The following is a 21,635-nucleotide window of genomic DNA, read 5'->3' on the forward strand; positions in this document are numbered from 1 at the left end:
CACTCCTATAGCTGATCAAAGCGCTTTTTTGCGAAATGATCAAGTCGCATATAGAATACCACATCTAAAGCCAAACATACAATTACCATGCCTGCAGTACCTGCAGGTAAAAAATCAGATGGAAGCACAAAGAGCAAGGCAGCCGTCACAACCATCATCGCCATGCCTGCCAGCATGGACACGATGCCGGACATATTCTGCTTTACCGCGGCGGCCTCCTGTTCCCATACCAGCTTGGGGTGAAGGATATCCAGCGCCAGACTCGCATAATTGCCAAGAACGATAGTAATAAGGGAGGAAGCGGCAGCGAGCAGATACCAGAAGAGCGGGAATATCGGCAGCAGATAATAGATGCAAAGCATGGTAAGCAGCATGCTGACAACTGACATGAGGATACCGCTGAGAACCTTGGCATGAAGCTGTTCCTTCAAGGTCATGGGAATATATTTCATAAAGGAAAGATTCGTTCCCTCACGGGATATGGCGGTTGCGGATATCAGATTCAGATTGCTGAAAAGAAATCCGATTGCCATACCTGCCAGGATTGCATAGGGCAGCTTACCGTCAAGATACGGTGTGATATCCGGGAGCTGCTGCAGCAGTGTGTCTGTATCCGTTGTCAGGAAAATAACGAGTAGCATGATGGGCATCAGCAGGCACATTCCAATACAGTTTAAGGCATATACCGGCGTACGGATGAGTAAACGCATTTCCTTGATCAGATAGGTACGCACCTTACTGTGCCGCAGGACACGGCTGTAATCCTTTGCGGAAAGCGCCTTGCGTGAGCTCTTGGTTTCACTGAAGCCGATAGCACCCTTGAAGTACAGCCATCTTCCCAGTAGGACCAGTACGCCAAGTGCAGCCGCCGTGATAAGCAGATAGATGACTAGGGAAACAGCATCACCGTCAATCACAGCATTCGCCGCAAAGGGAATCGCAGGGAAAATCCTAGAAAACAGAGAAATCATGGAATTATGCCCCTGTACGAGCATAGTGATCAGCGCATTGGGATCATTTGTCATCGTGGACGAATTCATCAGAAAGCTGAAGCTGAAGGCGAATACGATGGAAAGGATTCCGGCGATCATATTGAAACGGTCACGGTTTTTGAAAAATGGGACAAAGCGCATCAGCAGCATGGTGATGATGCTGGAAAGCACAAGCGGATAGATTGGCAGGCTCATGAAGAGCAGGATTGCAAACAGGATATAGACGATACTGATCTGTGCATGATTGGCATAGGCCAGAAAAAGCGGCACGCATACAATGAGGGTAAAGGCATACTCATATACCAGGCACACACTGAATTTAGCACTTAAAATCGTTTGTGGAGGTAAGGGGAGTGCGAGCAGTGTTTCAGAGTCCTTACTGAAATAAAATATAGAGGGAATCAGGAAAATCGAAAACAAAAAGGTCACAAGGGAGGAGATATGAAAGCCCAGTGCCAGAACAGCTCCCTCCTGCTGCAGGGGAAGCAGCTGTGTCATAGCGGCATCAAACATCATGTACAGCGTAAAGCTCAATGGAATCATACAGATTGCAAGAACAATATACAATACGGTATTCAGCGCCTTCCTGGATTTTCCATCGCTCATCATCCCCAAAGAGTTCTTTAGCAGTACCCGTGTCAGAGAGAGATATTTATGCATGGGCGATAACCTCCATAAAGAGTGCTTCCAGAGAATCGCACTGCGGATGCAGCTGCTTCAGCTCCTCCAGTGTGCCAAAGAACACGATGCGTCCCTTATCAATGATCGCGACCTTGTCGCATAAACGCTCTGCCACCTCCAGTACATGGGTGGAGAAGAATACAGTATTTCCCTTACGTGCATGCTCTTTCATCATTTCCTTTAGGGAAAAGGATGATTGTGGATCAAGCCCGGTCATCGGCTCATCCAGAATCCATACATTCGGATCGGAAAGCAGCACTCCCATAATGACGATTTTCTGACGCATTCCATGAGAATAGGATAGCATACGGTCATTTAGGGCATCCTTCATTTCAAAGGTTTCCGCAAGTTCCTGAATGCGCTGTCTGCGCACATTGCTTTCAACCTCATAAATATCCCCCATGAAATTCAAGTACTCAAGCCCCTTTAAACGAAGGAAGATATCGGCATTGTCCGGCACGATACCGAATTCCTTTTTTGCTTCCAGCGGCTCCCTGACAATATTTTTTCCATTGATCAGAATTTCTCCTTCATCTGGATTGAGTACACCGGTAATCATTTTGATCGTTGTTGTTTTACCGGCTCCATTGGGGCCGATAAAGCCGATGATTTCACCGGTTGGTATCGTTAGGGAAATATCATCCACAGCCTTGTGGGTACCCCCGTATATTTTTGTTACATGCTTAATTTCAATCATTTTTTTCTCCTTTCGTCCGCTTGTTGCGAAACAGCGAATATGAATACACATAGGGCAAGCCTGCAATCGTAACGGCTATGCACAATACAGCTAGCATCAGCAGCTCCTTTGGAAGCAGGCTGAACAGCATCATGACAATGCCGGCACCAAACCACAAACGGCCTGCCATGCGGTGCGTTTTTCGCCAGTTTTCCTCATCCTCCAGCGCCCAGGGGGTTTTGATGCCGATAAAGTAATTTTGACGAAGCTTTGGCATCAGATTTCCCATAACAGCAAACAGCAGTCCAACACCCAGCGTAATCGCCATCGGGACATTCAAGGCATTTGGATTCCATGCGGATATGACAGTAAGCAGACACAAACCGAATACGAGCAGGATGAGCACCATAACAAATACATGACAGGTGGATGCAAAGCGCTTGTAGTTGTCACGGTGAGGATCGATGCGCTGCACCTGCTTCATGCCGAGCGCTATTGCCGCTTGAAGGACAGGGAACAGAAGCAGAAATGCTTTATCACACCAGTTGTCGATTCTTCCCGAGGCATCCCAGTGAATCGGAATCTGTGCAGGCAGAACGGGCAGTGCCGCGATACACAGTATAAGCGTTATCAGGATAATGACGCTTACAGCGATTGTCTGTTTTTTCATACATCTTCTCCTTTCAGGGACGTGATCCAGCCGATGATTTCATCAATCACACTGGTATTCAGCTCATAATAAATGTATTTTCCCTTCTTTTCATCCGTAATCAGATCTGCCTTTTTCAAAATGGAGAGATGATGGGAAATTGTGGCATTCGTGCTTGGAAAATGCGCTACGATATCTCCGGCGCGAAGCTTGCCATCCTTTAACAGATTTATAATTTCTCTGCGCGTTGGATCGGACAGCGCCTTAAAGGTTTCCTGAAATCCCATAGCATCACCTCTTTCATTTCGATAACTGTCTAAATGAAGTATAGGACAGTTTTCTTTGCTTGTCAAACAAATTCCGTATGGATAGTAATTTTGTATAATCTATGATAAAATGAGTGCAGCAACGGAGGAAGCAATATGAAGAAGCCCATGTCAAAGACAAAAAAAATCATATATGATATTCTATTCCTGATCGCTCTTGTCGTATTTCTGTTTTCCGCGTATAAGCTGGTCAGTATTTATTACCTGAACTATCAGGAGGGAAAGGAAAAGGATGCAGTGCAACAGATTGCGAAGGTACCGAAAAATCCGGAAAAGGAAGCATTCACAATCGACTGGAAGGCGCTAAAGGAGAAAAATCCGGAGGTTGTCGGATGGATTTTAATACCGGATACGGATATTTCCTATCCGATCGTACAGGGAAGTGATAATTCCTATTATCTGAACCATACCTTTGAGAAGAAGGAAAATTATGCAGGGGCTATTTTTATGGATGCCAATGCGAACAATTCCTTTCAAGACCGCAACACGATCATTTACGGTCATAATGTCAAGCACGGCACCATGTTTGCGGAGTTGGAGAATTTTAAGGAGCAGGAGTTTTTTGAAAAGCATCCATACTTGTATATCTTTACAGAGCAGCAGAATTACCGCTGTGAAATCTTCAGTATGTATTCTACTACAGCGACCAGTGATTCCTACCGTATACAGTATGCGGATGATGCGGATTTTACCGCCTATGTGGATATGGTAAAGGGCTTATCGGATTTCAAGCGCGACATTATGGTGAAGGGCAGTGATCGTATCGTATCTTTAAGCACCTGTTCCTATGAGCGAAACGGACAGCCAAGTGAGCTGCGTTATCTGCTGCATGCCAGACTTGTGAAATGGAATGGTACGTATAAAAAATAAAGAAGTAATGACATAAATGAACATATGCTGCGAAAAGGCGGCAGGAAAAGGAGTATGCTTTATGCAAATGCATATCAAATCAAAAATCATCGGACTGCTGTTTCTGGCAGTGGGAATCGGATATCTGGGTGCTGCTATGGACTGGTGGGATTTCTCTGTCTTTTTCCCTGGCTGGTGGACACTGTTTCTGCTTGTGCCGGCAGTGTTCAGCTTCTTTGAGGATGGCCTGCATTTCGGAAACAGCCTTGTATTTTTACTGGGAGCATATCTGCTGTGCAGTGCGAATGACTGGATCAGCTTTCGTCTGACATGGGGGATGATCGTGGCAGTCGCTTTGATTTTGCTTGGCTGCCGTATGATCATCGGTGACAGTTTTTTAAAGCTGAGGCATGGGGACTCACTGCTTTATGAGGAGGATACCCGGCGTGATCTGCGCTCTGCGACCTATTTTGGAAACAAGCGGGTGCATGCAAAGGGAATTGTGTATTCTGTGAAGGCGGAAAGTGTATTCGGTTCGCAGGTGATTGATCTGGCGGATGCGGATTTGCGTGAATGCAGCTATGTAAAGCTGGAGGCGGTGTTTGGAAGTATCGATCTGCTTGTCAGTGATCAGATACATTACCGTGTGAAAAGTGAAAATATATTCGGAAATACAAGGGTGGAGCATCATCCGGAGGGCTCCCAGGATCTTAGTGTGGATGTATCCTGTGTCTTTGGCACTGTCAATCTTCGCAAGGTGCATATCGAGGATGATATTCTGGAGGGCAAATACAAAGAAAAGCCGGCAGAATAGCAATGTCCTTAAGTTAAAAGCAAAAGCAAAGCAACATCTATTTGTTTTATTTAGATGTTGCTTTGTTTGTTTATTAACATCTTCATTAACATTATGGCTGCAGTCAGCTTAAAGTGCTACATACTGCCTTGTGCGCGGGTAGGGGAGCTGATGCCCTATGCTTTTTATAAGGCTGTTCTTCAAAATTATAGTTCACTTTGTATGGCAGTGTATAGCAAATGTACGATATTGCAATCCTTTTCAGACTGCTTCATCAGGTACTACTTTATTTCCTGTTCGCATACACTGTGTCAGAGGTGGTAGTTATGTTTTCCAGAAAATGCAGAACCCTCACGATGCTGATTCTGCTGCTGGTAGTCATCGGCGTTATCATGGTAGGAAGCTCCTCTCGTGTATGGGCGGCCGCAAAGTTTCAGGATGCGTCCTATTTTATGAGCAGACAGGCGGTATTTGCACTGATTGGTGTATTTGTCATGTATGCGGCAAGCCGCATTTCACTGATCAAGCTGCGTAAATATGGAAAGAAGCTGTTTGTTCTGTGTGTGATTGCACTGATTCTGGTGCTGATTCCAGGGCTTGGCATACAGCGAAACGGAAGCCGCAGCTGGTTTGGTATCGGCTCCTTTCTGATACAGCCATCTGAGTTTTTCAAAATTGCCATCATTATTTATGTTGCGGATTTTCTGGCAAAACGATACCGTATCAAGACCTTTAAGCGGGATTTGCTGTTTCCGGCCTTTCTGGTAATGCTGGGCTTCGGTCTGATTCTGCTGCAGCCCGATTTCGGAAGCGGCATGGTCATGGTCTGTTCCATCGTTGTCATGGTACTGGCTGCCGATTCTCCGCTTTCCTATTTTGTAAGAGTGGGGATGCTGGGTGCTGCCGGACTGGGCGGCTTGATTATATCCGCTCCCTACCGTCTGGCCCGTATCACCTCCTTCATCGATCCATGGAAGGATCCCCTTGGTGCTGGCTTTCAGATTATTCAGTCGCTGTTTGCCATTTCCCCGGGAGGAATTCTGGGTGTCGGCTTTGATAACAGCATGCAGAAGCATTTCTATCTGCCGGAGCCGCAGACGGATTTCATCTTTGCAATCTTTGCGGAGGAATTTGGCTTTATCGGCTGCTGCTTGCTGATTACTCTGTTTCTGATGGTCATCTATCAGGGAGTGAAAATTGCGAAGGGCTGTGCGGATCCATATCTGTGCTATATTGCTATCGGTTTGATTTCACTGTTCGCTATTCAGGTGATGATCAATCTGGGAGTCGTTGTCGGCTTATTTCCGGTTACCGGGATCACACTGCCCTTTATTTCCTATGGGGGAAGCTCTTTGATTGTAATGATGGGCAGTATGGGGCTGTTGATGAGTATTGCAAATGAAAGCTGAAAAACGTGAAATTTACTGCACAGTTCAATGCCTTCCTATGGTATAATAAAAAACAAGGAGTGATTACATGAGAATGCTGATTGCCACTGGAGGAACCGGAGGTCATATCTATCCTGCCCTCGCGCTTGCGGATGCCGCAAAAAAACGCTATGGGGATATTGAAATATTGTTTGTAGGAAACGATGATCGAATGGAGGCCAGTGAAGTGCCATCCCATGGTTACGCCTTTCAGGGTCTGCATGCCAGCGGACTGACAGGAAATGTCTTCAACAAGTGCAAGGCACTGCTGCTGATGATGAGCTGTTACCGGAAAGCCTGCAGAATCATTGATGAATTTAAACCGGATATCGCGATTGGTTTTGGAGGCTATGTGAGTGCGCCCGTTATGCTGGCAGCACACCACAAGCATGTAGCTACCATGATCCATGAACAAAACTCCATTGTCGGAGTTTCTAATAAAATGGTCGCAAAATATATGGATGCGATCGTGATTTGTTATGAAAAATGCTTTGAGGAATTCGGCAGAGAAAAAACCAGGCTGCTTGGAAATCCCCGCGCAAGCAATGCAGTCCATGCCGTATTTGACAGGGACTACTTTTTATCGCTTGGTCTGACACTGAACAAGCCGCTGATCCTGGTTGTTATGGGATCGCTTGGCTCCACATCGGTCAATGCCATCATGAAGGATGCATTGCCGGCTGTGCGTGATACGTATCAGATTCTGTTTGTAACTGGAAAAAACAATTACGAGAAAATGCGAAAACAGATCCATGCTCCGCATGTGAAGGTCGTCGATTATGTAAAGCAGTTGGATATTATGGCACAGGTTGATCTGATTGTCTGTCGTGCCGGTGCAACGACAGCAGCGGAAATCACTGCACTTGGAACGCCGAGTATATTAGTCCCGAGTCCATACGTTGCCCATAACCATCAGTTTTACAATGCCAGTGTACTCGTTGATAACAAGGCGGCTGTCATGATTGAGGAAAAGGATTTGAATGCAGAGGTGCTGTCATCGCAGATCGACAGAATTATGTCGGATGATGTGCTGCGTGCCTCCATGCACAGTGCAGCGCTGGCGCTTGGAAAACCGCATGCAAGTGAGGATATACTGAACTGGTGTGATGAAATGAAAAGGTGAACATAAATGAATATAGAAACGAAATTACAGTCCTATGGCGATGTGGAATGCCGGGTGCCGCTGTCAAAGCGCACAACCTTTCGCATTGGCGGGACGTGCAAATATTTTATATATCCAAAGGATGAGCTGTGCCTGCTTCGGATACTGGATATTTTAAACGAGGAAGCTATCCCGCACAGAATTTTTGGAAAGGGCAGCAACATTCTTTGCAGCGATGATGATTATGAAGGGGCGATCCTTTGTCTTGATCGCTATTTTACTGATTTTTTCTTTGAAGAGGAAGGCTCCTGTCTTGTCCAGGCGGGTGCGAGTATCATCATGCTTGCCCATGAGGCAATGAAAAATTCCTTCAGCGGTCTGGAATTTGCCAGTGGTATTCCGGGGACGCTGGGAGGCGCTGTCTTTATGAATGCCGGAGCGTATAAAAGCGATATCTCACAAATCCTCAAAGAGGTTTATGTGCTGAAGGAGCGCTCCATCGTCGTTATGCGTGCCGAGGAGCTGGAATACGCATACCGTCATTCCATTTTCCAGAGCCATCGTGACTGGATCATTTTGGGTGCACGGCTGCAGCTGGAAAAGGGCGATCAGAAGGAAATACGCGATCTGATGGATTCCCGACGTAAACGCCGCATGTCCTCTCAGCCGCTGGATAAGCCATGTGCCGGCAGTATGTTCCGCAATCCGAAGGATTATCAGGCATGGCAGCTGATTGAAGAAATCGGTATGCGCGGCACAAGGGTCGGCGGTGCCATGGTATCGGAAAAGCATGCAAATTTTATCGTTAATGAAGACAATGCAAGGGCAGAGGATGTCATACAGCTGGTAGAAGTCATTCAGAAGGAAGTACGAAAGCGTTTCGGTGTGGAACTGATTACGGAAGTAGAGCGGTTTAATTGGAAGATATAAACGACCTTCTTTATGATGATGTCGAAGCAAAGTATTTAGCCCTTCAGAATAAGAAAAAAAAACGCAGGAAGAAAAAACGGAAGAAACGCCTGTTGATTCTTCTGCTTGCGGGAATACTTGCCACATTGTACTTTGTCAGTGATTTTTCAAAGGTGAAATCACTGGATGTAAAAGGAAACTCCTTCTATACCAAGCAGATGGTTCTTCAAAAGGCAGGGCTGACCTATGACAGCCGCTATATCATCATCCCGCGCATCTATCTGGAATGGAAGCTAGAAAAGGATGGATTGATTGAGGATGCTGTAGTACATAAGGGAATGGATGGAACGATATCCATTGAAATTAAAGAAAAAAGCATTGTCGGATATTATATCGATAACGGGAAAAACTATGCATTGGTGAACGATGGCAGCAGTATGGAGATTGGCAGTGCTATGCTGGATACGATTGTTCACTATCCGCTGGTGGACGGTTTTTCTGCAGCGGAGCGGAAAAAGCTTGCCAAGAGCTTTGGCGGTAAGCAGAAGGTGGATGCATCCATTGTAGCGATGATCTCGGAAATGGTGCCGTATGAAACGTCCTATGATAAGCACATGGTGAAAATCATTATGCAGGATGGGAATACGATATTCACATCCTATGAATCCATGCCGCTTTTAAATGATTATTTGGGAACGCTGAAGCGTCTGAAAAAAAGCAATGTCTGTTTATGGCCGGATGCCGCCACCCATTCCATACATAACGAAAATTGCAGTAAAAAAGAATAAGGTGCAAGAAAAGAAGGAATATTCTTGGAAATCCACGCGGTTTTTGGTATAATAAATAAGATGTAAGGAGGAATATTATGTCAATCTCTAAAAGTACACAGTATGGAAATATTGAAATTTCCATTGATGCCATTGCTTCATTGGCAGGCGGTGTTGTGACAGAATGCTATGGGGTAGTCGGTATGGCTTCTCAGAAATTTCTGAAGGACGGCATTGCAGAACTGTTAAAGAAAGAAAATTACGCAAAAGGTGTTATGGTTCGCCAGAAGGAGGATCATCTGGAGCTGGATCTGTACATCGTAGTGTCTCATGGAGTAAAAATCAGCGAGATTGTTTACGAAGTGCAGCAACGTGTGAAATATATGCTTGAAAAATCCCTGGAACTGGAGTTCAAAAAAGTGAATGTCTATGTGCAGGATGTAAAGGTTATGAAGTAGGGTTATGCATATGGAGACAATTAACGGAAGTTTATTTAAGGATATGCTGGCCAGCGGAGCGAATCTGCTGTCTAACAAATTCAGTGAAATCGATGCTTTAAACGTGTTCCCGGTACCGGATGGTGATACGGGAACCAATATGTCTTTGACATTCAATGCCGGTGTGCAGGATGCGCTGGCTTGTCCGAGTGATGATGTCTGTGAAATTGCCAAGGTATTGTCCAAGGGACTGCTGATGGGAGCACGCGGTAATTCCGGTGTTATCACCTCACAGATTTTCCGCGGTCTTTATCAGGGCGTGGAGGGCATGAAGGAAATCAATGGATTTCAGCTGGCGAATGCGCTGGTACAGGGCTCCCGCGTAGCATATAAGGCAGTTATGCGTCCGGTGGAAGGAACCATTCTGACCGTTGTACGTGAGGCTGCTGATTATACGTATGCATATGCGACATCCACACAGGATGTAACCGTGACACAGGTCATGGAGAAGATGGTGGAGGAAGCAAAGGAATCCTTGATCCGCACACCGGAGCTGTTGCCTGTGTTGAAGGAAGTTGGCGTTGTGGACAGCGGCGGTGCTGGGCTGGTAACCATTTTTGAGGGCTTCCTTTCCGCAATGAAGGGTGTCGTAATTCAAAGGGAAGAGACTTCTGAGTCCAGCGAGGGTGTGCAGGCCTCTATGGAAAGCGAAGAATTTGGATATTGTACAGAGTTCATTGTCCGCCTATCCGAGCGCGGCATGAAAAATTTCAAAGAAGAATCTCTGCGTGATTCTCTGGCAAGCATCGGAAATTCCATCGTCTGTGTTCAGGATGATGATATCGTAAAGGTACACGTCCACACACTGACACCGGGAGATGCCTTGAATATGGGACAGCGGTATGGTGAATTTGTCAAGCTGAAGGTGGAAAATATGCAGGAGCAGCATGAGAATATCATGATGAATGCTGCAGTTGAAAAGGAAGAGGAACCACAGCTTCCAAAGAGTAAATATGCAATTATCACAGTTGCGGCGGGAGACGGCTTAAAGGAAATGTTTACAGAGCTTCGTGCTGATTATGTTATCAGTGGCGGACAGACGATGAATCCTTCTACCGAGGATTTCGTACAGGCCATCGAAAAGGTGAATGCAGAGCATATCTTTATTCTGCCTAACAATTCCAATATCGTACTTGCGGCACAGCAGGCAGCTACGGTATGTGAGGATCAGCATGTGGAGGTTATTCCGACCAAGACGATTCCACAGGGACTGAGCGCATGTATTATGTTCAATCCGGAAGTGGATTTCGATATGAATCTGTCCGAAATGAATGATGCGATTGCACTTGTGAAAACTGGACAGGTAACCTATGCTATCAAGGATACGACCTTTGAGGGTATGGAAATCCGTGAAGGGGATTATATGGGTATTCTGGAAAAGGATATCATCGTGTCCAATCCGGATAAATTTGATACAACCCGCCATCTGATCGATAATATGGTGGATGAGGAAAGTGAAATTGTAACCTTGATTTATGGTGAGGATATCACAGAAGCAGAGGCCCAGGAAATTGCCTCCTACATTGAGGATAAATACGATGTAGAAGTGGAAGTGAATAACGGAAATCAGCCGGTATACAGCTTCATTTTGGGTGTTGAGTAGATACTCAAAGATACTACGCAATACTCAATAATACAATAGAATACGAAAAAGCTCGATAGATTCGAGCTTTTTTGCATCTTGTAGTTTGATGAAATATCCTTGATTATACTTTAAATTTATTTTTGGTGCTTATTTAGGGGTTTGTTATTAAGGCTATTAAATATATTTTCAATGTTTAAAGATAACTGTTCGCTCGCTTCATGAGTTGTGTGTAAATAGATATCTGATGTTATTCTAATACTACTATGACCAAGGTGTGTCGATATGCTTTTTAGATCCACTTTATTGTGAAGTAGTAATGATGAATGGATATGTCTTAAATCATGAGTTGTTAAACTTTGATAAGGAGTATTCTTGAGAATAGTCTTTAGTCTAGAGCGAACATTGGCATAATGAACATAAGTATCATTGATTGAAAATAAAAGGTTTGATTTCAAATTACGATTAATGATTTCTTTCAGTGATTTATTAATATAGATTCTTCGATAGGAATTATTGCTTTTAGGAGTGCCAACGATAAATTCTTTATTTACTCTTGAAACAGATTTGTTAATATCGACTTAGTTTTCATTAAAGTTGATATCATTTATTGTGATAGCTAGTGTTTCGCCAATGCGTAGTCCAGTGAGAAGTTGAAACTTGATAATGTCATCATAAATATTCTCATCTTTTAGATAAGAATAAAGTTCTTTAATGCTTTGAATAGAGAAAATATATTTCTCCTTTGGATACTTTTTAGAATTTATTTTACATTTACTACAAGGATTTTTATTAATCCAATCTAATTCAACAGCATATTGTAGGATTGAATGAAGTTTAATCTTAATAGTCTTTAGATAGGAAGTCGTTAATGTATGATTTCCACTTTTCTTTTTACTACAATGAATTAAAAATTTTTGAATGATTAGTGGGTTGATTTGGGAAAGCTTCACATCTTGAAAATAGGGAAGAATATGAAATTCTACAATATTAATTGTAGCCGCTTGAGTAGTGATTTTTTGATTTAATTTCATATAGTTTTTCAAATACATTTCCCATAAATTTTAAAAGTTAATTCATTAGGGACATATCTGATAGTATTGATATGATTTTGTAGTTTTTCTTCAATGAGAAGAGCTTTCTTATATGCCTTTTGCTCAGACATATTTTCTGGTGGGTAAAAGGTTTTGCTGATCCGTTTTTGCTTTCTCTTACCATTATCATCAATGTAATAACCAGCATAAGCTATGATTTTAAAACTTATACCGTTTTTTCTTATTCTTTTTTCAATTGTCATTTTATTTGCCTCCTGCTTTTAAGTAAAAGCAGGACTAATTATAGAGAGGAGTTGTTAATAATGGAAACTGAATTATTAAAAGAAATTGTTGATAAATTAAAAGAGTTAGACTTATCTTTAAATGAAATTAAGAAAGATATTCAATCATCACCCAAAGTTAAACCTATCATGTCTATTAAAGAATTTTGTGATGCGACAGGTTTAGCAGAGTATGTGGTAAGAAGAATGGTTAAGGAAGGTACGGCAGTTACTTATAACTGTGGTAATAAAGTATATTTACATTATAGAAAAACATTAGAAAAAATGTTTACAGAAAATGGGACATTAGATTAGAAAAGATGTATAATTAAAGAAACATAATACTATGTGGGAATGGAGGAAATATGGAGAAAATAGTTAAAGATCTTATTAAATTAGATTTGCATATTCATAGTATATATAGTAAGAAGGATAAAAAATTAGTTTCTAATAATACAATTGAAAACATTCCTATATTAATGGAAAAACTAGAAAAAGAAAACGTTAATATGATTGCTATAACTGATCATAATGCTTTTAGTTATCTGCTATATAATACTATAAAAAGTAATATGGATAAATGTAAAACCCTTGTTAAAGTTTTACCAGGAATTGAATTTGATGTAGATTTATTAGGGCAAAGAATTCATGTGGTCAGTATATTCGATGATTTAGATGAGAATAAAGTAGCTAATATTGAATTTGTACTCAATCAATATAATTTTGATAATAACAAAAAAAATGCTTTCAAAGAGTCAACTTTTAAGGAAATTTTATGTAAAATAGATTTAAATGTAATTATTATTGCACATCAAAAAAGTGGAATTTATGTTGAAAATCATAATGAAAATTTATCTGGCATTGGAGAAGAAGCGTTTGATAAAATAATTAGTTATGATTATTTTGATGCTGTAGAATTTAGAAGTGGTAAAATAGAAGGCATACTTAATAGTTATAGAAAAGAAAAAGAATTGAAAAATTTAAGATATATAACAGGGACCGACTGTCATGATTGGACTGTGTATCCAGCACAAAAACAAAATGATAAGAGTATAATGAAATATACTTTTATGAAAAGTTTACCTAGCTTTAAGGGGTTAGTAATGGCATTGACAGAGCCTAGACGTTTAAGTACCGCATATTCAAGTATTCCAGTTCCGTATATTGATAAGCTTGATGTAGAAATAAATGGTGTTAAAGAAAAAATAGAATTATCATCAGGTATAAATGTAGTTATTGGAGATAACTCAGTGGGAAAAAGCTTATTTTTTGAGTACCTATATAATCCATCTTTAAAGAGTATTACTCCAGCATCAAAAAAAAGTGGCTATAAGCATTTTGCTGAAGTTAAGAAAATGAAAATCACACCGTTTGATGAGGATATAAAAAGTGGAATTAGATTTGATAGACAAGGAGAGATTAGAAACAGATTTCAATCGGGATCTAGTCTAAAAGATGTTACGTTTTTTACAAATAAGTTCAAAGAGTTGAATACTGATGTTTATAATTCTAAGTTTCAAATATTTATTGATAAAGTCATAAAACTTATAGAATTCAATCAAGATAAAAAGGATAAATTTTTAAAATTAAATTATTCATTAGATATACCAGCAGAAATTGATGATAAAAATTATAATTTAAGAATTATTTCTGATTTGAATTATTCTGCTATAGATTATAGTAATTTAATTTCAGCCATTGAGCTAGCTCAAACAAAAATAGAAATTTTATTAGAAGAGGAACTTCTAGAGAATAACGACAAAGAATATCTTATTCAAACAAACCAAAACTTATTAAAAATGATCGTAAAATATAAAAATTTGAAATTTAAAGAGTATATAACTGAATCAATTGTAGCAGTAGTCAATTCTGCGACAAGTAAATTTGAAGAAGAGATAAAAACTACTGCTGAAGCACAAGAAAATAAGTTGAGTATATTCAAAACTAATATTACCTATATGACCAATAAAATTTTAGATGTTATAGAGATAGAAAACAAGAAAATACCTTCTGTATTAAATAAGTTTGAAGATTTTGAAATAAAGGAGGAAGATAATCCTATAGGTAATTATCATTTTGTAACAAGAGTGCTTACTCCAAATATCACTAATAGTATTATGGAGAAATTATTGATGTTTCCCTTTAGTAGAAAAGAAAGTATTGAATGTTTAAATGAAATTGATATAGATAACTTCGAATCAAATTGTAAGAAAACAGAGATTGAAGCTTTTCAAAAAGATGGAGTAGATATAAAAACAGTTTATAAAGATTATTTTAAATTATATATATAATTTTTGATTATCCATATAAACACTATACTTTCAATCATTTTAAAGTATAGAAAAATAACCATTTTACCACGAATTTACCACGATTGACCGAGCCTTGATATGATATAAAACTAAGAAAAGAAGACTAGATTACTTAAATATCTAGTCTTCTTTTCACTGTTTCGACGAAATCAATTTCAGAACACATTTGTTTATTTGTAATAATATACCATTTTATAATGGTAACCACTTGGTTTTTTTGCCCAATATGTACCGTAATATTGAGGTTGTTTTACATGAATACTTGTCCACGTTACTTTAAAAGTATGTTTGTCATACAATCTATAAGCTTTCAGTTCGGCTCTTTTAACTTTCCTACCATTGTGTGTGCTAGGGACTTTTCGTGAACCCGAATGCCCTATTGTATAACTCTTGCTGAAATTAAAACCTAATGTGGCTTGTGCTTTTCCTTTTACATTCCATGCAACATTTGAACTTGCTGAAAAAGAAGTTGCTTTCATTTGACTTAAAGAAATAGTTACACCAGGTTCTCCCGAAACAGATTGTCCTGTGTACGCTCCTATTTCGCTTGTCCGATTTAATTTTGTCACTTTATATGTAATATGACTTCTTGTTTGAATATCAGGTATTTCTTCAGTTGTTTCGATAACATCTGTATTAAAGACATTAAATTCTTCAACAACTTCACTATCAGGTAAATTTTCTTGTTTTGTCTCTGCATGAACACTTAAAGTGTTGCTAGTTAATATTACAGCCGTTGCTAACAATAACGATACTATTTTCTTCATAGATTAGTTCCCCTTTCTGTCAAAAATAAAATACATAGATAACATAAGACATGCAAATCTAATGCTCCATGAGTAATTAGAAATTCTGCTTATAGCGTATTCAGTGGTAGTTACGTCTATACAATCGGAAATAATAGTTGCTATTGGTGTTGAAAGTAAACATATACATACTAATATCACGATTTTTCTAAAATTTCTATTTTGCATTTAACTCCTCCTTTCCTAGATTTACATTAGTTAGTCTAAGCTAATCTTAGAATAACTAATGCTCTTTTATTTGTCAACATTTTTTCACGTGCAGAAAAGAAAAAGCCCTGTCAAGAGCCTTGCCACCATTGGTGGTGCTTTGCACTCTTTACTGGGCTTTTTGTTTGCTGTATCTTCCATGCAAGAGGAAATTAAAGACCTCTGTTCCATTTCGCCTTTAGATAATCTTCATAATCTCCCTCATTAAAGTCTACTTGTGGAGAAGTATTAGGAATGTTTTTTCTGTTGTCAATATCTGCAAGTTGACGGAATATCCAATCATCATAAGGGTTGTGGTATTTATACTCTTTCGGTTGTTCTCTGTATCGGTCTAACCCTCGCATTTCCTTATGTACTTTCATCATACGTTCTATTTTTTGACGCTGTATCAACTGTTTGATTTCCATAAGTTCTTCCAACTCCGTAACCTCATTGGTAATGTAGTTATGGATATACTGTATGAGTTTATATGCCTTGTAAAATCTACATTCTTTTTCATCATTGAAAAACTCATTTTCAGACAGATAATCTAAGGAAACATTAAAGTCTTGTTCCCGTTTGACAATATCCATGATGTAAGGTTCTGTGTGGTCAATATACTTCCATTCTCCCGATAATAATTCATTGGGTGTTACACTCAGCACGTCCATTATCTTTTCCAGCGTATCAAAGGTAGGATAATTCACGCCACGTTCAATCTTGGAAAGGCTCTGCATATTGATACCGATTTTGTCCGCAAGTTCCTGCTGTTTCATTCCTCTGTGTTTTCTTATGGTTTGTATGTTCTCTCCTAAGAAACTGATTTTCTTTTCATAATGCTCCATAACTTAGTATAACCGCTCCTTTCATTGCTTTTCTTGGTATTTATAAGCATATCATACTTAATACATATCAAAAAGTCAACAAAAACTTCTTGACAAGTAATTCTAATGGCGTTATTATCGTGTTAGATAGAGTGATTAAGCACGCTAGGGTCAATCACGTGCTTGAGTAAGCATAGAAAAGATGTATTTTCATTTTGATAGCATGAATGAGCATGGACTATCAGACAGAAAATAAAGTTTCTGACTGGGGCTGTTCCGTTTAGCCACGAGCCTTACAAGGCTCGTGAGCGTTAAGAACGGATCAGACACAGGAAGAAAGGGAACGCCTTTAGGCGTTCGTAAAGGGCGTATATGTAACACCGCCCTGCGCATACATGTCATAGTACCTAGAAACTGTGATAAATAAAGGAAAAAACACGATTTTTACCCCGCAAAAAAACGGGAAGTACGAAAGGAGTAATGCACTATAACTACACACAAAAATTTATCCGTTAAGATTGATTACATCAGTATTGTATTCGATACTGCAACCGCCGAAGATGTCATCATGCACATTTTAGGTTTACCGACTGATATTTTCAATGTCTATCCGGCAAGCATTAAATTCAAGACTTATCAAGCACGCTGGCAGATTGGAGATATTTATGTATCGTGGGACGCAAGAAAGACAGAGGACAACCCACAAGGGCTAGGCTGTTATCTTGTTATGACTGGCAGAGGTTGTGATGATATTTTCCGTATTCTCGACAGTAGGAATTATACCTTTGGAGATATGTTCAAACATTGTGAGCGAAGATATGGACTGGATAACTTCCATTTCACTAGACTGGATATTGCCATTGATGATAAGAACGAAAAGCCATTTTTTACCATAGAGCAGATAAAGAAGAAATGCGAAAAAGAGGAATTTATCTCGAATAGTGAGGGCTACCACTTTGACGAAAGCAAGTTTGATGATTTCGACACCGCAAAGACCGTTTATATCGGTGCTGGGAAATCGGGATTGTCCTACCGCTTTTATGACAAGGATAAGGAAGTCTGTTCAAAACATAATAAGACACTTGATGAAGTCGGCAGTTGGAAACGGACAGAAATGCAACTGCGTGATGATAAGGCTCATGCTTTTGCCATGACATTCAAGGACAGACCGCTGGAACTGGGAGAACTGGCTTTCGGGCTATTGGCAAACAACCTACGCTTTGTCGTACCAAACAGAAACGAAAGTAATAAGAGCAGGTGGAAAACTTGTCGGTTTTGGGAACGCTTTTTAGGGGCTGTGGAAGTCTTAAAACTGCAAGTACCAAAACAGCAAAATTCCCTTGAAGAAACACAGCAATGGCTCACAGAGGGTGGCGTGATTTCCGCTGTCAAAAGTTTTTACTTCTTGGAAGAACATGACGCATTAGGTGGACTGGAAAAAGTGGGAACTATGCTTGATAAGGCAAGATACAGTAATTCCCTTTCCAGTAAATTAACCGCCCATTTACAGAGGATAAACCGCACCGACCTTATCCCTTATATCCAATATGACACGAAACATGGGAAAGGGGGTATCTGATGAATAACAACGATATTCCCGTATGGGAAAAATACACCCTTACCATTGAAGAAGCGTCAAAATATTTCCGTATCGGAGAAAACAAGTTAAGACGATTGGCAGAGGAAAACAAGGACGCTGGCTGGCTCATTATGAATGGCAACCGCATACAGATTAAACGCCGACAGTTTGAACAGGTTATTGATAAATTGGACGCAATCTAATGCAAATGAGCCTTGTATGTGTTATGATGAACACAAGTCATATCAAGGCTCTTTCCAACAAGGAAAGGAGCAGACACCATGAAAGAAAAAAGACGGGATAACAAAGGTCGTATCCTGCATACTGGAGAGAGCCAACGAACAGACGGAAAATACTTATATAAATATGTGGACGCATTTGGAAACACAAAATATGTGTATGCTTGGAGATTGACACCCACAGACCCGACACCAAAGGGAAAACGGGAAAAACCCTCACTTCGTGAACTGGAACAGCAGATAAGACGGGATATTGAGGACGGTATCGACAGCACAGGCAAGAAAATGACGCTTTGCCAACTCTACGCCAAACAGAACGCACAGAGGGCAAATGTGAAGAAAAGCACACAGAAACAACGGGAACAACTTATGCGGTTATTGAAAGAGGACAAGTTAGGTGCTAGGAGCATTGATACAATCAAACCCTCTGACGCTAAAGAATGGGCGTTACGCATGAAAGAGAAAGGCTTTTCCTACAATACCATTAACAACCATAAACGCTCGTTAAAAGCGTCATTCTATATCGCCATACAAGACGATTGTGTAAGGAAAAACCCTTTTGATTTCAAGTTAAGTGAAGTCCTAGAAAATGATACCAAAGAGAAAGTCGCATTGACAGAGGAACAGGAACAAGCCCTACTGTCATTCATCAGGACGGACAACGTGTATCACAAGTATTATGATGATGTGCTGATACTGTTAAAAACAGGACTTCGTATTTCGGAACTATGCGGACTGACAATCATGGATGTTGATTTTATCCATGAGGTTGTGGTTATCGACCACCAGTTACTAAAGAGCAAGGAACAAGGCTATTATATTGAAACGCCTAAGACAAAAAGCGGAACAAGGCAAGTGCCATTAAGCAAAGAAACGATACAGGCATTTCAACGAATGATGAAGAAACGCCCAAAGGCAGAACCATTTGTGATAGACGGACGGGGCAACTTTCTATTTGTCAATCAGAAAGGCAAGCCCAAAGTTGCGATTGATTACAATATGCTTTTTGTCCGTATGGTAAAGAAATACAACAAGTACCATAGGGATAACCCTTTGCCACATATCACACCGCATACGCTACGCCATACATTCTGCACAAGGCTGGCAAGCAAGAACATGAACCCGAAAGATTTACAGTATATCATGGGGCATTCAAATATCAGTATCACAATGAACTGGTACGCTCATGCGTCCATAGATACCGCAAAATCAGAGGTTCAGCGTCTAATCGCATAGAAGTATTTACCACGATTTTAACCACGCTTGATAGCGAAAATATAAGAAGATAGACCTAGATATGTGAGGTTTACCACAAAAGCAAAATGCCCGTAGAGCCGATAAAATAAGGCTTTGCGGACATTTGAGAAGATATAAAAAGATAGTCAAAAAGACATATATAATTTGTGTTAAATTTTATTTTGAGAAACATCATCACCCGGTTGATCAACCATATAGAATTTTATTGTACTATCTTTTGAAAAAACATCAAGATATATTAACGCATTTTTCCCAGGTGAATTACCTGTGGAAATATCATCATTATCTAGTAGTATAACATTTTCAATTTTAAGAATATTATTTTTGATATAATTTTTAACACAACTAATTACAATTTTGAGAGAAATGTCTGAATCAAAGCAAGTCCTATTTATTACGCACAAGCCAGAATTAGTTGTAAATTTAGATGTGGATAATGTTATAATTTTAAAGAATGATGTGGACAACAATCTCAAAATAGCTTATGGCTCACTTGAATATATGGATAAGGAAATTAATATTTTGAATGAGGTAGCAAATATTTTGGATGGGGGAGTAGAAGTGATTAGGAGAAGGTGGAAAAGATATGATAAATAAAGTAACAATTAAAATAGAAATAACAAATGATAAGAATATTAAAATTAGTAATAATGATCACCAAATAATTATTGATAAAAATATAAAAACTGTTAATGCACAAAATATATATGATTTACTAGATTACAATATAGATAATGATTATTTACAACCTCTTGAGAAAATTGAAGGAGAAAGTGAAGAAACGGCAGATACTATAAGATTATTTAATTATACAATTGATTTAATAAATAAGGTAATTACAGGGGTAAATGAAAAATCAATAAAATTAAGAGAAGAAAAAAACAAATCTGAAGAAACAGAAAGTGAAGCTTCTGATTAAAAAATATAGTATATGTGTAGAATAGAAATTACAAACTGTTTTGGTGATTCTTTATTGATATTTCTACTAAAAAAATGATAAAAATTGATAGGTGAAAAATATCTTTATATTTGTAGTGTGAATTAAAAAGTTTTTTTCATCTTTGGGAGCTTATTTAGAGCTTAAAACCATTTGATACTCTCAAAATCAGTCAACTAGAGTGAACGCGTATATACAAAAAATAGCCTGTTTATCGCATTATTTGCATTTCAGTGAACTAGAGGGAAAGTGTTATAAAATTGGTGTTGAGTAGATACTCAAAGATACTACGCAATACTTATAGTATACAATATTAAGGGTTTCTAAAATAAGCTGGGGAAGCTTGTAAATCTCAAATAAAGACATTGAGGTTTTCTAAACCCTGAAGACGGTTAATAAGAATAAGAGTAGAGTAAATCATCATGAATTACTCTACTTTTCTCTATTGCACCGCTCTTAAAGCGTATTCCATTCACGATAATATAAATGAAGCTCGACTGTATTTGCCCGTAAAGGAAGATCAAAAAAAATTATCACTCTTGACTTAAATATCAAAATTCGTTTAAATATAGTTGTAAGAAATAGATGAATATTTATCTATTTCCGGATACTATTAAATGAACAGCAATGTTCAAATATTATCCGCTAGCTGGCTTGCGGGATACAAAAGACCAGCATTCAAATATGATCCGTTAATTCGTGTACGGGATATAAAAGACGAATGTAAAAATTGCCCCTAGTTGGGGCATTTTATTTAGGAGTATAATTCTATGGTTCCATTAGGATATCTCTATTCTATAATGTGTTTCCAGTTACTGAACAATATTTAGTACATAGACAATCTTTTTAATATGTTTATGAATCTTGTAAGGTTATGATAGATTGTGAATAAACAATACATAAACGGCATACATTCTTTACAGCTTTTTC

General features: G+C 39.3%; 25 protein-coding genes and 1 pseudogene. 15 read left to right on the forward strand and 11 right to left on the reverse strand.

Annotation, left to right across the window (positions count from 1 at the left end; all coding sequences use genetic code 11):
* Positions 1 to 5: 5 nt before the first annotated feature.
* The 4 genes from GKZ87_08920 to GKZ87_08935 are packed head-to-tail and all read right to left on the reverse strand — an operon-like array spanning position 6 to position 3,285.
* Positions 6 to 1,652, reverse strand: coding sequence for a hypothetical protein (locus tag GKZ87_08920; protein QSI25589.1), 1,647 nt, complete (start codon positions 1,650 to 1,652; stop codon positions 6 to 8).
* The gene (locus tag GKZ87_08925; GenBank protein ID QSI25590.1) at positions 1,645 to 2,370 is read right to left on the reverse strand and encodes an ATP-binding cassette domain-containing protein; all 726 of its coding nucleotides are present in this window, start codon (positions 2,368 to 2,370) and stop codon (positions 1,645 to 1,647) included. Before GKZ87_08925 ends, GKZ87_08920 begins: the two co-directional genes overlap by 8 nt.
* Positions 2,363 to 3,019 (reverse strand): DUF1648 domain-containing protein, encoded by a 657-nt coding sequence (locus tag GKZ87_08930; GenBank protein QSI25591.1) that lies wholly within the window; start codon positions 3,017 to 3,019, stop codon positions 2,363 to 2,365. The genes GKZ87_08925 and GKZ87_08930 overlap by 8 nt, the downstream gene beginning before the upstream one ends.
* Positions 3,016 to 3,285, reverse strand: a complete 270-nt coding sequence (locus tag GKZ87_08935) for an autorepressor SdpR family transcription factor (GenBank protein QSI25592.1) — start codon at positions 3,283 to 3,285, stop codon at positions 3,016 to 3,018. Before GKZ87_08935 ends, GKZ87_08930 begins: the two co-directional genes overlap by 4 nt.
* 135 nt (positions 3,286 to 3,420) lie before the next feature.
* Between GKZ87_08935 and srtB the strand changes: the two genes are divergently transcribed.
* From srtB to GKZ87_08975, 8 genes are all read left to right on the forward strand, one after another.
* Complete coding sequence (gene srtB / locus GKZ87_08940) at positions 3,421 to 4,194, forward strand: class B sortase (protein QSI25593.1); 774 nt, start codon at positions 3,421 to 3,423, stop codon at positions 4,192 to 4,194.
* Positions 4,195 to 4,261: 67 nt separating this feature from the next.
* Entirely contained in the window at positions 4,262 to 4,987 is a 726-nt protein-coding gene (locus GKZ87_08945; GenBank protein ID QSI27926.1) for a hypothetical protein, read from the forward strand.
* A gap of 305 nt (positions 4,988 to 5,292) precedes the next feature.
* Entirely contained in the window at positions 5,293 to 6,375 is a 1,083-nt protein-coding gene (ftsW, locus tag GKZ87_08950; protein QSI25594.1) for a putative lipid II flippase FtsW, read from the forward strand.
* A gap of 67 nt (positions 6,376 to 6,442) precedes the next feature.
* Entirely contained in the window at positions 6,443 to 7,516 is a 1,074-nt protein-coding gene (murG, locus tag GKZ87_08955; GenBank protein QSI25595.1) for an undecaprenyldiphospho-muramoylpentapeptide beta-N-acetylglucosaminyltransferase, read from the forward strand.
* 6 nt (positions 7,517 to 7,522) lie between these two features.
* The gene (gene murB / locus GKZ87_08960) at positions 7,523 to 8,425 is read left to right on the forward strand and encodes a UDP-N-acetylmuramate dehydrogenase (protein QSI25596.1); all 903 of its coding nucleotides are present in this window, start codon (positions 7,523 to 7,525) and stop codon (positions 8,423 to 8,425) included.
* A complete protein-coding gene (locus tag GKZ87_08965) occupies positions 8,413 to 9,192 on the forward strand; it encodes an FtsQ-type POTRA domain-containing protein (GenBank protein ID QSI25597.1) in 780 nt (259 codons plus the stop codon). The genes murB and GKZ87_08965 overlap by 13 nt, the downstream gene beginning before the upstream one ends.
* A gap of 77 nt (positions 9,193 to 9,269) precedes the next feature.
* Positions 9,270 to 9,629 (forward strand): Asp23/Gls24 family envelope stress response protein, encoded by a 360-nt coding sequence (locus tag GKZ87_08970; GenBank protein QSI25598.1) that lies wholly within the window; start codon positions 9,270 to 9,272, stop codon positions 9,627 to 9,629.
* Positions 9,630 to 9,639: 10 nt separating this feature from the next.
* The gene (locus GKZ87_08975; GenBank protein QSI25599.1) at positions 9,640 to 11,271 is read left to right on the forward strand and encodes a DAK2 domain-containing protein; all 1,632 of its coding nucleotides are present in this window, start codon (positions 9,640 to 9,642) and stop codon (positions 11,269 to 11,271) included.
* A gap of 116 nt (positions 11,272 to 11,387) precedes the next feature.
* On the opposite strand, the gene GKZ87_08980 is transcribed toward GKZ87_08975, so the two are convergent.
* The 3 genes from GKZ87_08980 to GKZ87_08990 are packed head-to-tail and all read right to left on the reverse strand — an operon-like array spanning position 11,388 to position 12,547.
* On the reverse strand, positions 11,388 to 11,825 hold the full coding sequence (locus tag GKZ87_08980) for a tyrosine-type recombinase/integrase (protein QSI27927.1): 438 nt from the start codon (positions 11,823 to 11,825) through the stop codon (positions 11,388 to 11,390).
* Between the two features lie 6 nt (positions 11,826 to 11,831).
* Positions 11,832 to 12,302, reverse strand: coding sequence for a hypothetical protein (locus tag GKZ87_08985; protein QSI25600.1), 471 nt, complete (start codon positions 12,300 to 12,302; stop codon positions 11,832 to 11,834).
* Positions 12,293 to 12,547 carry a hypothetical protein gene (locus GKZ87_08990; GenBank protein QSI25601.1) on the reverse strand — a complete coding sequence of 85 codons (255 nt, stop codon included), beginning with the start codon at positions 12,545 to 12,547 and terminating at the stop codon, positions 12,293 to 12,295. The genes GKZ87_08985 and GKZ87_08990 overlap by 10 nt, the downstream gene beginning before the upstream one ends.
* A gap of 60 nt (positions 12,548 to 12,607) precedes the next feature.
* On the opposite strand from GKZ87_08990, the gene GKZ87_08995 reads away from it, so the two are divergent.
* Together GKZ87_08995 and GKZ87_09000 are read left to right on the forward strand one after the other, a co-directional pair.
* Complete coding sequence (locus GKZ87_08995; GenBank protein QSI25602.1) at positions 12,608 to 12,880, forward strand: hypothetical protein; 273 nt, start codon at positions 12,608 to 12,610, stop codon at positions 12,878 to 12,880.
* A 50-nt stretch (positions 12,881 to 12,930) separates the two neighbouring features.
* Complete coding sequence (locus GKZ87_09000; protein QSI25603.1) at positions 12,931 to 14,856, forward strand: hypothetical protein; 1,926 nt, start codon at positions 12,931 to 12,933, stop codon at positions 14,854 to 14,856.
* A 191-nt stretch (positions 14,857 to 15,047) separates the two neighbouring features.
* Here GKZ87_09000 and GKZ87_09005 read toward each other — a convergent pair whose 3' ends face one another.
* The 3 genes from GKZ87_09005 to GKZ87_09015 form a co-directional block, all read right to left on the reverse strand.
* Positions 15,048 to 15,644 (reverse strand): hypothetical protein, encoded by a 597-nt coding sequence (locus tag GKZ87_09005; protein ID QSI25604.1) that lies wholly within the window; start codon positions 15,642 to 15,644, stop codon positions 15,048 to 15,050.
* 3 nt (positions 15,645 to 15,647) lie between these two features.
* A complete protein-coding gene (locus GKZ87_09010) occupies positions 15,648 to 15,851 on the reverse strand; it encodes a hypothetical protein (GenBank protein QSI25605.1) in 204 nt (67 codons plus the stop codon).
* Between the two features lie 191 nt (positions 15,852 to 16,042).
* Positions 16,043 to 16,714, reverse strand: coding sequence for a helix-turn-helix domain-containing protein (locus GKZ87_09015; protein QSI25606.1), 672 nt, complete (start codon positions 16,712 to 16,714; stop codon positions 16,043 to 16,045).
* A gap of 547 nt (positions 16,715 to 17,261) precedes the next feature.
* Here GKZ87_09015 and GKZ87_09020 point away from each other — a divergent pair.
* From GKZ87_09020 to GKZ87_09030, 3 genes are all read left to right on the forward strand, one after another.
* Positions 17,262 to 18,272, forward strand: a complete 1,011-nt coding sequence (locus GKZ87_09020) for a replication initiation factor domain-containing protein (protein ID QSI25607.1) — start codon at positions 17,262 to 17,264, stop codon at positions 18,270 to 18,272.
* Positions 18,272 to 18,475 (forward strand): excisionase, encoded by a 204-nt coding sequence (locus GKZ87_09025; GenBank protein QSI25608.1) that lies wholly within the window; start codon positions 18,272 to 18,274, stop codon positions 18,473 to 18,475. The genes GKZ87_09020 and GKZ87_09025 overlap by 1 nt, the downstream gene beginning before the upstream one ends.
* 78 nt (positions 18,476 to 18,553) lie before the next feature.
* Positions 18,554 to 19,747, forward strand: coding sequence for a tyrosine-type recombinase/integrase (locus tag GKZ87_09030; protein QSI25609.1), 1,194 nt, complete (start codon positions 18,554 to 18,556; stop codon positions 19,745 to 19,747).
* A gap of 6 nt (positions 19,748 to 19,753) precedes the next feature.
* Here GKZ87_09030 and GKZ87_09035 read toward each other — a convergent pair.
* Positions 19,754 to 19,918: pseudogene (locus GKZ87_09035) on the reverse strand (cobalamin-binding domain-containing protein).
* Positions 19,919 to 20,134: 216 nt separating this feature from the next.
* On the opposite strand from GKZ87_09035, the gene GKZ87_09040 reads away from it, so the two are divergent.
* Positions 20,135 to 20,365, forward strand: a complete 231-nt coding sequence (locus tag GKZ87_09040) for a hypothetical protein (GenBank protein QSI25610.1) — start codon at positions 20,135 to 20,137, stop codon at positions 20,363 to 20,365.
* Positions 20,355 to 20,687 carry a hypothetical protein gene (locus tag GKZ87_09045; GenBank protein QSI25611.1) on the forward strand — a complete coding sequence of 111 codons (333 nt, stop codon included), beginning with the start codon at positions 20,355 to 20,357 and terminating at the stop codon, positions 20,685 to 20,687. The genes GKZ87_09040 and GKZ87_09045 overlap by 11 nt, the downstream gene beginning before the upstream one ends.
* The last annotated feature ends 948 nt before the right edge of the window (positions 20,688 to 21,635 follow it).

This window comes from Erysipelotrichaceae bacterium 66202529 (genome assembly GCA_017161075.1).
Lineage (GTDB): Bacteria > Bacillota_I > Bacilli_A > Erysipelotrichales > Erysipelotrichaceae > Clostridium_AQ.

Excerpts from the sequence above, each read along its gene's own strand:
- GKZ87_08920 (QSI25589.1), bottom strand. The coding sequence starts at position 1,652 with ATGCATAAATATCTCTCTCTGACACGGGTACTGCTAAAGAACTCTTTG.
- GKZ87_08925 (QSI25590.1), bottom strand. The coding sequence starts at position 2,370 with ATGATTGAAATTAAGCATGTAACAAAAATATACGGGGGTACCCACAAG.
- GKZ87_08930 (QSI25591.1), bottom strand. The coding sequence starts at position 3,019 with ATGAAAAAACAGACAATCGCTGTAAGCGTCATTATCCTGATAACGCTT.
- GKZ87_08935 (QSI25592.1), bottom strand. The coding sequence starts at position 3,285 with ATGGGATTTCAGGAAACCTTTAAGGCGCTGTCCGATCCAACGCGCAGA.
- srtB (QSI25593.1), top strand. The coding sequence starts at position 3,421 with ATGAAGAAGCCCATGTCAAAGACAAAAAAAATCATATATGATATTCTA.
- GKZ87_08945 (QSI27926.1), top strand. The coding sequence starts at position 4,262 with ATGCATATCAAATCAAAAATCATCGGACTGCTGTTTCTGGCAGTGGGA.
- ftsW (QSI25594.1), top strand. The coding sequence starts at position 5,293 with ATGTTTTCCAGAAAATGCAGAACCCTCACGATGCTGATTCTGCTGCTG.
- murG (QSI25595.1), top strand. The coding sequence starts at position 6,443 with ATGAGAATGCTGATTGCCACTGGAGGAACCGGAGGTCATATCTATCCT.
- murB (QSI25596.1), top strand. The coding sequence starts at position 7,523 with ATGAATATAGAAACGAAATTACAGTCCTATGGCGATGTGGAATGCCGG.
- GKZ87_08970 (QSI25598.1), top strand. The coding sequence starts at position 9,270 with ATGTCAATCTCTAAAAGTACACAGTATGGAAATATTGAAATTTCCATT.
- GKZ87_08975 (QSI25599.1), top strand. The coding sequence starts at position 9,640 with ATGGAGACAATTAACGGAAGTTTATTTAAGGATATGCTGGCCAGCGGA.
- GKZ87_08985 (QSI25600.1), bottom strand. The coding sequence starts at position 12,302 with ATGTATTTGAAAAACTATATGAAATTAAATCAAAAAATCACTACTCAA.
- GKZ87_08990 (QSI25601.1), bottom strand. The coding sequence starts at position 12,547 with ATGACAATTGAAAAAAGAATAAGAAAAAACGGTATAAGTTTTAAAATC.
- GKZ87_08995 (QSI25602.1), top strand. The coding sequence starts at position 12,608 with ATGGAAACTGAATTATTAAAAGAAATTGTTGATAAATTAAAAGAGTTA.
- GKZ87_09000 (QSI25603.1), top strand. The coding sequence starts at position 12,931 with ATGGAGAAAATAGTTAAAGATCTTATTAAATTAGATTTGCATATTCAT.
- GKZ87_09005 (QSI25604.1), bottom strand. The coding sequence starts at position 15,644 with ATGAAGAAAATAGTATCGTTATTGTTAGCAACGGCTGTAATATTAACT.
- GKZ87_09010 (QSI25605.1), bottom strand. The coding sequence starts at position 15,851 with ATGCAAAATAGAAATTTTAGAAAAATCGTGATATTAGTATGTATATGT.
- GKZ87_09015 (QSI25606.1), bottom strand. The coding sequence starts at position 16,714 with ATGGAGCATTATGAAAAGAAAATCAGTTTCTTAGGAGAGAACATACAA.
- GKZ87_09020 (QSI25607.1), top strand. The coding sequence starts at position 17,262 with ATGCACATTTTAGGTTTACCGACTGATATTTTCAATGTCTATCCGGCA.
- GKZ87_09025 (QSI25608.1), top strand. The coding sequence starts at position 18,272 with ATGAATAACAACGATATTCCCGTATGGGAAAAATACACCCTTACCATT.
- GKZ87_09030 (QSI25609.1), top strand. The coding sequence starts at position 18,554 with ATGAAAGAAAAAAGACGGGATAACAAAGGTCGTATCCTGCATACTGGA.
- GKZ87_09040 (QSI25610.1), top strand. The coding sequence starts at position 20,135 with ATGTCTGAATCAAAGCAAGTCCTATTTATTACGCACAAGCCAGAATTA.
- GKZ87_09045 (QSI25611.1), top strand. The coding sequence starts at position 20,355 with ATGATAAATAAAGTAACAATTAAAATAGAAATAACAAATGATAAGAAT.